General features: G+C 69.1%; 12 protein-coding genes. 2 read left to right on the forward strand and 10 right to left on the reverse strand.

Annotation, left to right across the window (positions count from 1 at the left end; all coding sequences use genetic code 11):
- Window positions 1-3: 3 nt before the first annotated feature.
- The 3 genes from LOK46_RS01485 to LOK46_RS01495 all read right to left on the reverse strand — a co-directional run bounded on the left by LOK46_RS01485 (window position 4) and on the right by LOK46_RS01495 (window position 2,579).
- Entirely contained in the window at window positions 4-990 is a 987-nt protein-coding gene (locus LOK46_RS01485) for a catalase (RefSeq protein ID WP_337251962.1), read from the reverse strand.
- A gap of 179 nt (window positions 991-1,169) precedes the next feature.
- On the reverse strand, window positions 1,170-1,889 hold the full coding sequence (locus LOK46_RS01490) for a hypothetical protein (RefSeq protein WP_273562160.1): 720 nt from the start codon (window positions 1,887-1,889) through the stop codon (window positions 1,170-1,172).
- A gap of 15 nt (window positions 1,890-1,904) precedes the next feature.
- Complete coding sequence (locus tag LOK46_RS01495; RefSeq protein WP_273562161.1) at window positions 1,905-2,579, reverse strand: MarR family winged helix-turn-helix transcriptional regulator; 675 nt, start codon at window positions 2,577-2,579, stop codon at window positions 1,905-1,907.
- 354 nt (window positions 2,580-2,933) lie between these two features.
- On the opposite strand from LOK46_RS01495, the gene LOK46_RS01500 reads away from it, so the two are divergent.
- On the forward strand, window positions 2,934-3,218 hold the full coding sequence (locus tag LOK46_RS01500) for a hypothetical protein (protein WP_273562162.1): 285 nt from the start codon (window positions 2,934-2,936) through the stop codon (window positions 3,216-3,218).
- Window positions 3,219-3,428: 210 nt separating this feature from the next.
- Here the strand turns inward: LOK46_RS01500 and LOK46_RS01505 are convergent, their stop codons facing one another.
- Entirely contained in the window at window positions 3,429-3,680 is a 252-nt protein-coding gene (locus LOK46_RS01505) for a hypothetical protein (RefSeq protein WP_273562163.1), read from the reverse strand.
- A gap of 141 nt (window positions 3,681-3,821) precedes the next feature.
- Entirely contained in the window at window positions 3,822-4,064 is a 243-nt protein-coding gene (locus tag LOK46_RS01510) for a hypothetical protein (RefSeq protein WP_273562164.1), read from the reverse strand.
- A 1,260-nt stretch (window positions 4,065-5,324) separates the two neighbouring features.
- Between LOK46_RS01510 and LOK46_RS01515 the strand changes: the two genes are divergently transcribed.
- Window positions 5,325-6,380 (forward strand): dipeptidase, encoded by a 1,056-nt coding sequence (locus tag LOK46_RS01515; RefSeq protein WP_273562165.1) that lies wholly within the window; start codon window positions 5,325-5,327, stop codon window positions 6,378-6,380.
- 65 nt (window positions 6,381-6,445) lie between these two features.
- Here the strand turns inward: LOK46_RS01515 and LOK46_RS01520 are convergent, their stop codons facing one another.
- The 5 genes from LOK46_RS01520 to LOK46_RS01540 form a co-directional block, all read right to left on the reverse strand.
- The gene (locus LOK46_RS01520; protein WP_273562166.1) at window positions 6,446-7,747 is read right to left on the reverse strand and encodes a hemolysin family protein; all 1,302 of its coding nucleotides are present in this window, start codon (window positions 7,745-7,747) and stop codon (window positions 6,446-6,448) included.
- Window positions 7,748-8,132: 385 nt separating this feature from the next.
- Window positions 8,133-8,855 carry an ABC transporter ATP-binding protein gene (locus LOK46_RS01525; protein WP_238199672.1) on the reverse strand — a complete coding sequence of 241 codons (723 nt, stop codon included), beginning with the start codon at window positions 8,853-8,855 and terminating at the stop codon, window positions 8,133-8,135.
- Complete coding sequence (locus tag LOK46_RS01530) at window positions 8,848-10,896, reverse strand: branched-chain amino acid ABC transporter ATP-binding protein/permease (protein WP_273562167.1); 2,049 nt, start codon at window positions 10,894-10,896, stop codon at window positions 8,848-8,850. Before LOK46_RS01530 ends, LOK46_RS01525 begins: the two co-directional genes overlap by 8 nt.
- A gap of 38 nt (window positions 10,897-10,934) precedes the next feature.
- Window positions 10,935-11,807 (reverse strand): branched-chain amino acid ABC transporter permease, encoded by an 873-nt coding sequence (locus tag LOK46_RS01535; RefSeq protein WP_012317320.1) that lies wholly within the window; start codon window positions 11,805-11,807, stop codon window positions 10,935-10,937.
- Window positions 11,808-11,942: 135 nt separating this feature from the next.
- Window positions 11,943-13,154, reverse strand: a complete 1,212-nt coding sequence (locus tag LOK46_RS01540; RefSeq protein ID WP_273562168.1) for an ABC transporter substrate-binding protein — start codon at window positions 13,152-13,154, stop codon at window positions 11,943-11,945.
- Window positions 13,155-13,392 lie beyond the last annotated feature (238 nt).

The raw sequence follows: 13,392 nt of genomic DNA on the forward strand, positions 1-13,392 counted from the left end.
GGCTCAGGGGGTGCGAAGCCCGAACGAGATGCCGTAGGCGGTGCGGCGCGCCGCGAAGATCTCGTCCTTCGGTGCGTCGATGCCGTCGGCCAGCTGGCCCGGGTCGAAGATCCCCTGGTCGCAAGTCTCGTTCGGCTCGATGCCGGTCACGGCGATCGAGCCGAGGGTGACGGCCTTTCGATCGTCCTCGTTGGTCCAGCGCTGGGTGATGTCGCTGCCGAGATCGTCCCCCGGCTCGGCGAGCAGGGCCACGACGTCGAACGTCGCCGGACCCTTCGACAGCTGCTCGCGCAACGCGTCGGCCAGGAACTGTGCCGCCTTACCCTTCGCCTCCTCGTCGCTGACGACGATCTCGCCGGCTCGAGGGACGATCTTGAACTTGAAGGGCACGGCACGACCGTCCGAGTTGATCCCCGTGAACGTATGCACGCCCCAGTAGACGAGGCCGGCATAGCTGCCCGGCAGGGGCCTACCGGCGACGAACGCCGCCTGGCGCGCCGTCTCCGGATTGGCCTTCGCGAAGGCCGCGATCGCCTCCGGATTCGGCTTCCCGTCGGGGCCAGGAACGCGGACCTGCAGGAAGGCGAGCATCTGGTCGAGGGTCCGCGCGAAATGCACAGGCGCGTTCTCGAACAGCAGATGGGTCTCGCCGCCGTCCGACAGGAGCTTGATCGAGAAGCCGCGTAGGACGGTCCTGGTCGTGTCCGGCACGGACGGGTTGCCGCCACCGACCGAGAACCGCCCGACGACAGGCCAGGGCCGCGTGAAGCTGATCGACCGCGTCACCTGTCCGACATCGGCCGCGGGCGCGTAGGTGCCGCGCACGCACTGCCCTTTGGCGAAGGTCGGCCGCACGCCGGGCCGACTTCCGGCGACCGTCCTCAGAGCCTCCACGAGGCTCTGGGCCTCCGCGGCAATCGCCGCGGTCGGCAGTGCGAGGGGCGGGACGAGCGTCCCGCCGAGGAGCGCGATCGCGATTGCCCTCGGCAAGGCCGGCGCCTTCCCGGGTCGGCGACCGCTCTTGTCGGAGCGCGGCAACACCGCGGTCTCGGTCGGGGGTGGATCGTCGAGGCGGGCATGTGCCATGGTGGCTCGTCCTTCTCTGATGCTTGGAGTGGGTCTTCCGGCGGTTCGGCGATGGCAGTCGCCGAACCGCTTCTCGTCGCGTCCTACTTCCGCGGGGTCACCTTGCCCGGCAGCGACAGGTCCCCGGAGGCGACCTTGAAGACGTCGCTGACGCAGAGCAGCGGCGCGTGCAGGTTGCCGTTGACCTTGAGGCCGGACGTCACGCCGTCGAACGAGGCGCCCTTGATGCCGGTGATGAGCGAGACCGGGATCTCGACCTGGACCGTGTCGCCCCGGAAGGTCGTCCGGTAGTCCGGGCTGTCGATCAGGAGCGGCACCTTCGGCCAGGTCGGCGGGACCTTCGGCTTCGCGCCGTTCGGGATATCGACGACCTTCAGTCCGCCGCCGCAGGCCGCGTCCTTGGCGAGCACCACCCAGTGCGGGTGCCAGACGTGCCGATTCCTGGCGCCGTAGGCCGCGTCGTCGAAATCGGGATGGAAGGTGACGGCGAGCGCTACGATGCCCTGAGCCTTGTCGAAGCCGATCGCCTCGCTGTCGAGCGTTGTCGGCCAGACATAGGCGTAGACGCCCGAGCCCTCGAACTTGCCGGTGGCATCCGGCCGGTCCTTGCCCGCCTCGCCCCGGACGCGGGTGGTGAAGACGGCCGTGTCGCCCCTGGTCGCGATCGTCGTCTCGACGATGTCGAACGACGCCAGGACAGCCGGGTCCGGCCGCGACTGGATGGGGTCGGCCGAGGCGTCGGTGCAGAGCGCGCACAGGGCCGCCGCCACGAGGCCGACGCCCCGTGCCTTGATCCTCGTCATGACGATGTGTCCTTCTCAGGTCTCGCGTGGTGCTTGGAGGGGCGGCGATCCATTCGCGAAGGACGTCCAGGTGGCAGCCTGGATGTCGGGATCGGCCGCTTCATGCTCGCCGCAATCGAGCCGGAGATCCCGGGTACCGATCGCGGCGTTCACGAAGGCGCAATGGTGGGGCTGGGCCTCCGCCGGATGGGCGTTCGGCCTGAAGTGGCGGCAGCTGACGCACATCCGCTGGACCGGGACGGCGCCCGTCTGCTGCAGGGTCCGGATGAGCTTAATCTGAGTGAGAAGGAGATCGGCCTGCTCAGCCGGCGAGAGCCGCGCCAGAGCCGACATCACCTGCGAGGTCGCCGCGGCGAGGGCGCGCCCGAGCGTCCGCCCATCGTCCGTCAGGCGCACGATCACCGCGCGGGCATCGGCGGGATCGGGGACGCGTGTCAGCAGGGCTTTGCGCGCGAGCGCGGTGAGCGTGTCGGCCATGCTCGGCGCCGAGACGGCGAGGTGCGCGGCGATCTCCTTCGCCCGGAGGCCGGCGGGGCGGCCTGCGAGCAGGGCCAGCACCTGCGCCTGAGTCGGGTTCAGACCCGCATCGCCCGCGGCCGCCCAGAGATCGGCACGCAGCACCAGGGCGACGCGCTCGAAGCCCTCGCGCAGGCGGATCAGGACTGGATCTGGGTCGGCCGCGTGGTCCATGGACTATAATTAGGACTCCTAAGTAATATCGTCAAGTGTCCGCGCGGGCGCGGCCGCGTCCTCTCGCGCCGTCGTCCGAGATAGCCGCCCGCAGGTCTGCGGGCGGGCTTCGAGGGCGCTGGCGACGTCCGACACAGTGCCGGCACGGCGCCCCGAGATCAGCGCGGTGCCGCCCGTCGCGGCCGTTCCGGGGAGCCGATCCGCGTCGGCGTCCGGACGACTCGGCGCCCGCGTTTCAGTCGGTCGCTTCGAACGCCCGCAGGGCTGCGCGAGGTGGCGTCAGCGGCCGTCATCGGCGGCCGGAACGGTCGTGTCGCAGGTGCATTCTCTTCCGGATCGAAGAGGAGCATCAGCATGCGCATCGTTGGACAAGCATCCGTCATCGCTCTCGTGACACTCATGAGCGTCGGTGCGGCTGAAGCGAAGGGCTGCATCAAGGGCGCGATCATCGGCGGACTGGCCGGCCACTACCTGGCCGAGCGCGGCGTCGTCGGCGCCGTCGCCGGCTGCCTGGGCGGCCGGTACCTCGCCAACCGGCAGGCGCGACGCAAGGAGATCGAGTACGGCTCGCGGGTCCAGCCGCGCGACACCGGGTACGGCGCGCCGCAGGCCTATCCGCGCCGGTCCTACAGCTACTGAGACGAAGCGGGGGCGGCTCGGGCCGCCCCCGTACGCGTCAAGGTCGATCCGGCGCGTACCGCGCGCGGCCGGAGCTGCGGCGGACCGGTGGGAGGCTGAAACAGCGAGCCGAGACGAGCCGACGACAGGCTGGCTCGCGAAGCGCGAACGCACCACCACCTCCGATGAAGGCGGCCCCTTCGGTCTACGGCGCCTGACGGTCCGATCCGATCAGCCCCTCTTGCCCTGCTTGTAGCTCTGGATGGCGCCCTGGCAGCCAGGCGAGAGCTTCGCCATGTTCTTCTCGAAACACGCCTGCGTCTCGGGCCCATCGTCGGGCGGCATGTCACCGCAGAAGGTCGTGAAATCGCCCATGCATTGCTGCTGGAGCGTCGCCTTGTCGTCGGCCGACATGGGCGCGGCGAGAGCCGCCGTGGCTCCCGCGGACAGAAGCAGGGCGGTCGTGATCAGACGTACCGGCATGGTGATGCTGTTCCTCGCGTCGATGAACCGCTCAGAAAGCCGGAGGAGCAGGAAACCGTTGCATGCGGTGAGCAGATCACGAGCATAAAAAGAGGGACGCCCGGCCGGGCGTCCCTCTGAACCGAACCGCTCCGGGTCGGATCAGTCGTCCCAGTCGTGGTCGTGGTGGCCGTAGCCGTACCCGCGACGCTCGATCACGCGAACATCGGGACGGTCCCAGTCACGGTGGCCGAAGCGGACACCGCGATAGCCGTCGCGGTAGCCCTCGCGCACGATCACGCGGGAATGACCGTAACCCGGTCCGTAGCCGTAGCCGCTGCCCCACTCGTGCGCCTGAGCGGCGGAGGCGGCGCCCAGCAGCGCGGCGCCGGCGGTCAAGGTCATAACGAGTATCTTCACGATCGATCCTCAATCTGCGATTTCTGAAAACAAATTCAGATGACGTTTATCGCGTTCCATCGAGAGATAAATTTATCAACGTGAGCCGTTCATCTGAAATTCATCTCCATTTATGCTTCAGGTCTGGGCCTGATATCGACCTCGCGTGTTCGAAACCCCGAATGGCCGGTCTTCGGCCAGTACGTCCGGTCCGGCCGGCAGCCCTGGATGGGACGACGTCTCTGCCAGCGGCGGGTGCCGGTCCCGGAAATGCCAGCCCCGCTGCTACCGCTCCGCGTGGTCGAGCCAGTCGACTCCCTGCCACCGGACGTCATCTCGTGGCCCGGGTCTCGTTTGTTGCCCTCTGTTCGACAAGGACTGCGCTGCCCCCCCAGAGCCAGGGTGGCCAGGACGATCGTCGCCAACTGTGCCAGCGAGGATCTCCTGTGTCGGAGCCCCTCAACGGCAGGTTCGCCGAGACCGTTCCAGAAAATCGCGCTGCCTTCGACGTCGTGACTGCGCGCCATCGAGCTCTGCAGTGCGTTCCACAATCCGCGGTGCGGGCAGATCGCGGTCCGTGCCTGGGCAAGGTCTCGCGTGGCGCCGAATAATGCAGCGTTCTTCGTAAGAACGACGGGCCGAACAGCCGCGCACTTCAATTACGGCAGGGAACGGTCCGGTCCCGGGCGCCGGATCCGGGCCGACGCGGAGCAAACCCCCACTAAGAGGGAGCCATCCATGATCCGCATGCCAATGTTGATGCTGCTCGGCACACTGATCCTGGCCGGAGGCACTTCGGGGTCGGCGTCGGCCGCCATCGGCGACCCACCCAGGGCCTGAGCCTAGGCAGGGACAGGGTGCGGGGGAGCCCGTGGCGGCCGAGACAGGAACGGCAGCGTATCGAATCGGCGACGCGGCGGTGACGCGCATCTTCGAAACGCGCGCCGTCATGCCCGCCGACAGGCTCCTGCCGGTGGTGGCAGTGGGGCCGGTCGCGTTCGTGCCGACTCCGGGACACAGCCGCGACCACATGTCGATCCTGCTCCGGGCCGGCGGCGTGGAGGCTCGGTTCGCGGGCGACGTGCTGCACCATCCGGTCCAGGCGGCGCATGCTCGCTCTCGCGGCCGGACGCAGGCTCCCCTGGTTCAGCGCGCACTGCACCGACACGTCGGTCGGGACCATCCGTCGCGACGGCGACCGCTTCGCGTGGTCGTTCCGCTGACGCGGACCTTGCCCCGACGCGCTCGATCGAAGAGGAACGCTCGATGGACGGAACAGTCGGTTTCTTCGACGGCCACAACGACGCGCTGCTGCGCCTCGCTTTGTACGCGCGGCGCGACCCGGAGCGGAGCTTCCTCGAGGGGCGACCGGACGGACATATCGACCTGCCGCGCGCGCGACGAGGCGGGATGCTGGGCGGTCTCTTCGCCCTCTACGCGCCGTCCGCGACGGGCCTGCGCTTCGATCAGTTCCGGGGGACGTCCTACGACTGCCCGTTGCCGCCCGAGGTGCCGCTGGCCGATGCCCAGCAGATCATCCTGAAGCAGACCTCGATCCTCACGCGGATCGTCGCCGCGTCGGAGGGCCAGGTCGTCCTTTGCCGGAGCGTCGGCGAGATCCGGTCCGCGATCGCGGCCGACCGCTTCGCGATCGTCCTCCACCTGGAAGGCGCGGAGGCGATCGACGCCGACCTGCACGCCCTCGACGTCCTCCACGCCGCGGGCCTGCGCTCCCTGGGCCCGGTCTGGAGCCGGACCAACATCTTCGGCCACGGCGTACCGATGCGGTTCCCGAGCTCACCCGATACGGGGCCCGGACTGACGGCCGCCGGCGCCGGACTCGTCAGGGCCTGTAACCGGCTGCGGATCCTCGTCGACCTGTCCCACATCACCGAGCAGGGGTTCTGGGACGTCGCCCGGCTCTCCGACGCGCCGCTCGTGGCGACGCACTCGAACGTCCACGCGCTCTGCCCGTCGTCGCGCAACCTGACGGAGCGGCAGCTCGACGCTATCCGGGACAGCGACGGCCTAGTCGGGCTGAACCTGGCCACGTGCTTCCTGCGGCCGGACGGACAGATGCGGGCCGACACCGATCTGGACATCGTCGTGCGCCACGTCGCGCAGCTGATCGAGCACCTCGGCGAGACGCGCGTCGGCCTCGGTTCCGACTTCGACGGGGCCGTCGTTCCGAACAGCGTCGGCTCGGTAGCCGGCGCGCAGGCGATCTTCCGGGCCCTCGCCGCGGGCGGATTCGGGAGCGACCTGCTTCAGAAATTCGCGATCGGGAACTGGATGCGCGTCCTCGCGCTGACGATCGGCTGATTGTCAGGCAGCGGCCGAGACGGTGGCCGGGACCTTTGACGATCGCTTACTCCGGCGACGCGCGCTCACGCCGCCCCGACCGGCGTCCGGCCCGGCAGGCGGGTGGCCAGGACCTTGTCGATGCGACGGCCATCCATGTCGACCACCTCGAGGCGCCAACCCTCCGCCACGAGGGCGTCGCCCGCCGCCGGGATACGGCCGAGCTGGAAGATGACGTAGCCGGCCAGCGTCGTGTAGTCGTCCGTGCCCGGCGGGTCGGCGAAGGCGAGGCGCTCGAACGCGTCCTCGGCCGGCATCATGCCGTCGATGAGCAGCGAGCCGTCCTCGCGCTCGACCACGGCCGGATCCTCCCCGATCTCGGGAATGTCGCCCGCGATGGCCTCGAGGAGGTCCGTCTGCGTGACGATGCCCTCCAGGCTACCGTACTCGTCGACGATCACCGCCAGCTGCACGGGGTTGCGCTGGAAGCTCTCCAGCGCCGTGAGGACCGTCATGCCCTCGTGGACGACGTTCGGCGGCCGCATGGCGGTGGCGATATCGAGGACCTGCCCGTCGAGGATCTGATCGAGCAGATCCTGCTTGCGCAGCACGCCGACGACCTCGTCGATGTCGCCGCGGCTCACCAGGACATGGGCGTGGCTGCAGGCGCGGACCGCCCGCGTGATCTCCTCGGGCGATCCGTCGAGATCGACCCACTCGACCTCGTGGCGCGGCGTCATGATCTCGCGGACCCGACGATCACCCAGCCGGAAGATGCGCTCGACCGCTTCCTGCTGCGCCTCGCGGATGAGGCCTGCCTCGCGGCTCGCCTCGACCAGGAGGTTGAGCTCCGCCGTCGAGTGGTGGCCGCCCTCGCCGTGACCGGGCTGCAATCCGCACACGCGGAGGACTCCGTTGCCGAGGCCGTTGAGGAACAGGATGGCCGGGCGGAAGACGAACAGGAACACGCTGAGCGGGCGGATCACCGCCAGGGCCGTGCGCTCGCTGCGCTGAAGCGCGAGGCTCTTCGGCGCCAGCTCGCCCAGCACGATGTGCAGCGCCGTCATGATGACGAACGAGATCACCACCGCGACCGTGTGGGCGGCCGCCGTTGAGAGCATGTCCGGCAGCCACGTCAGGGCGGGCAAGATCAGGTGGGCCAGCGCCGGCTCGCCGACCCAGCCGAGCGCCAGGGACGAGATGGTAATGCCGAGCTGCGTCGCCGCGAGGTGGGCGTCGAGGTGGTCCGTGGCCCAGAGCAGCGCCTTCGCGTTCACGCGCCGCTCGGAGACGAGTTCGGCGACGCGGCTCCTGCGCACGGCGACCAGGGCGAACTCCGCTGCTACGAAGAAGCCGTTCGCCAGAACCAGGGCGAGGACGGCAAACAACCCTAAGGCAGTCGCCCAACCGTCGTCCAAAATCGAAACCTCCCGTGTGGCCTTCGTGCCGCGCGCATCTCGACGGTCTCTACAGGAGAGCGGCGGCGCGGCCTACGGGCTTCAGAGCGCGACCGGCCTGCGCGAAGCCCCCGCGATTTCCTTGGCACGATGCGGGGGCCGCCGCCGGTCCCTAGGCGTTCCTGCGATCGCCACCGCGCGCGCGAGGACTTGTCAGGCGGGTGTGACGTGGCCGGCCGCGAGGCGATCTCGAGCCTCGCGGACGACGGGCGCCGGGCCTCTCCCGGCGGCCGTCTGCGGAAACGGATCATACCCGGGCGCCAACGACCTCAGCGTCGTCCATGCCGCCCCTTGCACGATCCCGCGTGCGCGGGCGTCAGTGGCTGCCGCCTAGATACGCCGCCCGCACGGCCGGATCGTTGCGCATCTGCTGGGCCGGGCCCTGGAAGCGTATGCGGCCGTTCTCCAGCACGTAGGCGTGGTCGGCGACGCCGAGCGCCGCCATGGCGAACTGCTCGACGAGCAGCATCGTCACCTGCTCGGCCTTGAGCAGCCGGATGATCCGGAAAACCTCCTCCACCAGCTTCGGAGCGAGGCCCATCGAGGGCTCGTCCAGCAGGAGGATCTCGGGCCGCAGCATCAGCGCCCGGCCCATGGCGAGCATCTGCTGCTCGCCGCCCGAGAGCGTGCCGGCGAGCTGGGCGCGCCGCTCCTTCAGCCGCGGGAACATCTCGAAGGCCCGCTCGCGGTCGGCCGCGACGTCGCCCTTCGGCCGCGATCCGGTCAGCCGCGGGAAGGCGCCGAGGGTCAGGTTGTCCTCGACCGAGAGGGTCGGGAACACGCGCCGGCCCTCCGGCGAGTGCGCGAGGCCGAACCGGGCGACGTCGTGGCTGTCGAGGCCGCCGATCTCGCGCCCGTTCAGGCGGATGGAGCCGGCCCGCGGCCGGATCATGCCCGACAGAGCGCGCATCGTGGTGGTCTTGCCGGCGCCGTTGGAGCCGATCAGCGCCACAACCTGACCCTTCGGGACCTGGAAGTCGAGGCCGTGCAGGACCTCGACCTGGCCGTAGCCGGCCGACAGACCCGTGACCTCAAGCATGGGTCATCTCCTCGTCGGCGACCGGGCTACCGAGATAGGCCTCGACCACCTTCGGATCGGCCTGGACTTCGCGGGCGCTGCCCTCGGCGATCTTGTGGCCGAAATCGAGGACGCTGACGCGGTCGCACAGGCCCATGACCACGTCCATGTGGTGCTCGATCAGGATGACGGTGATGCCGGCGTCGCGGATCTTGCGGATGATCGCCGTCAGCTCGGCGATGTCGGGGGCGGTCAGGCCCGCGGCCGGCTCGTCGAGGAGGAGCAGGACCGGGTCGAGGGCGAGCGCCCGCCCGATCTCGAGGAGGCGCTGCTTGCCGTAGGGCAGGTTGCGAGCCTCCACCTGCGCGAGCGGCCCCAGGCCCACGAAGTCGAGGATCGCCATCGCGCGGGCGCGCTGCTCGCGCTCCTCGCGGCGTCGCCGCGGCGTCCCGAGGATGGCGTCGAACAGGGTGCCGCGGAAGCTGTGGTGAAGCCCGACCAGTACGTTCTCCAGCGCCGTCATCTCGCGGAAGAGCTGCACGTTCTGGAAGGTGCGGGCGACGCCGGCGGCGGCGATCTCCGACGGGGTGCGGCCGTCGAGGCGCTTCGTGCCCTGGCCGCGCGCCAGGGTCACGCTGCCACCGGTCGGCCGGTAGATGCCGGTGAGCACGTTCATCATCGTGCTCTTGCCGGAGCCGTTCGGCCCGATCAGGCCATGGATCGTGCCCGGCCGCACCGTGAGGTCGACGCCGGCCAGCGCCTTGAGGCCGCCGAACTGCATCAGGGCCTGATCGACGGAGAGGAGCGGGTCGGCACCCCGGTCGCCGCTCTGCACGCTGAGCGCGGCGCCCTCGGCGTGGAGGCTCTTGCCCTCGGCGGTGTGGGCCGGGCGCAGGGCGGGGATCTTCTCGCGGACGAAGCCCACGATCCCGTCCGGCAGGTAGTAGACCACGAACAGGATCATGAGGCCGAACACGGTCAGGCGGAAGTCGGTGACGGATTCGAGCGCGAGCGTCGCCGGGAAGAAGGCGAGGCAGAGCCCGACCGGCACCAGCAGGGCGTACCGGTTCTCCCGACGGCGCAGGAAGGCGAGGGCGCCGACGACCAGCGCCGCGCCGGCGATGATCCCCGCCATGATCCGCACCAGCCCGATATCGGCGAGCACGTTCGGCATCATCACGATGATCGCCGAGCCGATGATTGGCCCCGCCCGCGACTTGCGGCCGCCCATCGTGACGGCGAGCAGGAACAGCACGGTGAGCTCGAACCCGTAGGAGTTCGGCGCCACGTAGCGCTCCGACCACGCGAACAGCGCGCCGGCGAGGCCGGCCAGCGCGGCCGAGATCACGAAGGCGTAGACCTTGTAGCGATAGACGCTGACGCCCATGCAGTCGCAGGCGATCGGCGAGTCGCGCAGCGCCTCGAAGGCGCGGCCGTAGGGCGAGCGCACCACCCGGTTGACCACCAGGATCGTGGCCAGCAGCGCGAGGCAGACGAGGTAGTAGAATTCGAGCTTGCGCCCGGCGGCGCCCCAGGGGGCCTGCAGGCCGAGGAGCGAGAAGTCGAGGACCCGGGCCGGCGGCAGGGTGATGCCCAGCGGCCCGTTGGTCAGCGGCGTCAGCTCGTTGATGAAGATCTGGATGATCGTGCCGAAGGCGAGCGTCACCATGGCGAGGTAGGGGCCGGTGACCCGCAGGGCCGGCACGGCCAGCAGGACGCCGAAGGCCGAGGTCACGCCGATCCCGGCCAGGATGCCCCACCAGATCCCGAGCTTGAAGTGCAGGAACAGCACCGCCGCCGAGTAGGCGCCGACGCCGAACAGGCCGGCATGGCCGAGGCTCACTTGGCCCGTATAGCCGACCACGATGTCGAGCCCGAGGATCAGGATCGCGTAGATGGCGATCACCACCATCAGGTGGATGTAGTACGAGCTCGTGACCACGTGCGGGAACACGGCGAGGCCGACGACCAGCAGCACGGCGCCGAGGACACCGATATGGCGCGACAGGCTGGGGGCGACCGCCGGGGCGGGCGCGTCGGCGGGGGCGAGGGTCTGCGCCATGGCTCAGGCTGCCGTGAGGGTTGCGCGGGCGGTCACGGTCAGACCTTCTTGATGACGGCCTTGCCGAACAGGCCGACCGGGCGGATGGAGAGGACGACGAGGAGCAGGATCAGGCCCGGCACATCCTTGTAGCCGGTCGAGATGTAGAAGCCGGTCAGCGTCTCCGCGACGCCGAGGATCAGGCCGCCGACGATGACGCCGAGGCCGGATTCGAGGCCGCCGATGATCGCCACCGCGAAGGCCTTCAGTGCCAGCACCGACCCCATCGTGGCGCCGGTCAGCGTCACGGGCGCCACCAGCACGCCCGCGAAGGCCGCCGTCATGGCGCTGATCGAGTAGGACAGGGTGATGACCTTCTGGGTGTTGATGCCCATCAGCCCGGCCGCGTCGATGTCGTTGGAGGTGGCGACGACCGCCTTGCCCCAGATCGACTTGCGATTGAAAATCTCCACCGCGAGCATCATCAGCAGCGCGCCCGCGACGATCAGCAGCTCCATCGGCAGGATGCGCACGCCGCCGACCTGCAGCGCCGTCTCGGGGAGCGGGGAGGGGAATTTCAGGTCGTCACGGCCCCAGACGTTCTCGGCGACGTTCTTGAAGATGATGCCGAGCGCGATGGTCGCCATGATCCACCCGTACTCGGACTTGATCTTCACGGCGGGGCGCACGCCGAGGCGCTCGACCACCGCCCCGAGGGCGAAGCCGAAGACCAGGACCAGCGGGATCATCAGCCAGTAGCCGACGAACGGCACCAGGGTCAGCCCGAACAGGGCCCCGAGCGCCAGCGCCTCGCCCTGACCGAAATTGAGCGTCTTCGAGGTCGCGAAGGTGAGCTGATAGCCGAACGCGATGGCGGCGTAGATCATGCCGACCGCGACGCCGGAGGCGATGAGCTGGAGCAGGATTTCCATGGGATCGCTGTCACCGGAGGGACGTCCGGTCGCGCGGCGGGCGCCGCGGGACCGCTCTGCGCGGGGCCGGCCGGTCGAGGAGCCGCCGGATCCGGAGGAGACGCCGCGCCCTGCGCGGGCGCGGCGTCCGGCACCTCAGTTCGAGGTCTTCTCCTTGACGCGGACCACGCCCGCGTTCTTGGCGTCCTCGTCCTTGGCGTAGACGATCTTGCCGTCCTGCACCTTCCCGAACACGACCATGTTGCGCGAGATCGCGTTGTGGTCCTTGGCGGTGAAGGGCTTGTCGTAGGTGGTGACCACGCCCTCGACCTTCTCGTTCAGGTTCTCGAGCGCGGTGCGGATCTTCGGGCCGTCGGTGCTGCCGGCCTGCTTGATCGCCGCCGCGAGGAGATAGATCGAGTCGTAGGCCTGGGCGCCGGCCACGGGGGTCGGGATCTTCGTCACGCCGTAGATCTTGTAGTAGTTCTCCAGGAACGCCTTGCGCTTCGGCAGGGTCTGATCCTCGATGAAGGTCTGCGGCATGATCACGCCGTTGCCGTTCGGGCCGGCGATGTCGATGAAGCTCTGCATCGAGGACGGCCAGCTGGTGATCATCGGGACCTTCCAGCCGAGCTTCGCCATGCCGCTGGCGATCTGGGCGAGTTCCGGCCCGATGCCGTAGGCGAGGATGACCTCGGCGCCGGCCTGCTGCGCCTTGAGCAGCTGGGCCGTCATGTCGACGTCCTTGATGTTGAACTTCTCGACCGCGACGGGCTTCACGTTCTTGGTCGCGAGGTACTTCTCGATATCCTCGCGGCCGAGCTGGCCGTAATTGGTCGAGTCGGCGAGAACCGCGATCTTCTTGTGGCCCTGGGCGAGCGCCTCGTCGACCATCAGGCCGGCCTGGAGCACGTCGTAGGCGGAGTTCCGGAAGACGTAGTTCGCGTCGTAATCCGGCTCCTTGAACTGGTTGGTGATGATCGTCCCGGTCGCGACGTTGTTGAACACCGGGATCTCGGCCTCTTGATAGAAGCGCTGGGCGGCCAGCGCCACGCCGGTGTTGATGAACCCGACGGTGGCGACCACCTTCTCCTTGTTGATCAGCTCCTGCGCGACCTGCGCGCCGACCTCGTTCTTGGCCTCGTCGTCGCGCTCCACGAGCTGGATCGGCCGGCCGAGGACGCCGCCGGCCTTGTTGATCTCGGCGGCGGCGAGCTTGGCGCCGTCCCGCATCGAGACACCCATCGAAGACGAGCCCCCCGTGAAGGGACCGCTCAGCCCGATCTTGATCGGGTCCGCGGCCCGCGCCGGGGCCGACACCATCGTCAGTAACAGCACCGCGGCTGCAGCGCGACCTGCGAAGACCATCGTTTCCTCTCCAAGCTTCCGCTCGCGCGGTGTGCCCTTCAGCGTGGCACTCTGAGAGGCAGATCTCCCGACTCAGGTCGAGCCGTCAAGCTGCGATTTTGTTCGATCCCAGACGATTAATACAGATTCTCCGTTCCGGACGCTAGAAAAGCTACAGGTGAGGAAATTCAAGGCAGGTCGTCGCGGCATCCGGATTAAGCGCGTTGGACGTTCGTGAGGCGCGAGCGCCGCCGGCCCC

This window comes from Methylobacterium sp. NMS14P, from assembly GCF_028583545.1.
Classification (GTDB): Bacteria; Pseudomonadota; Alphaproteobacteria; order Rhizobiales; family Beijerinckiaceae; genus Methylobacterium.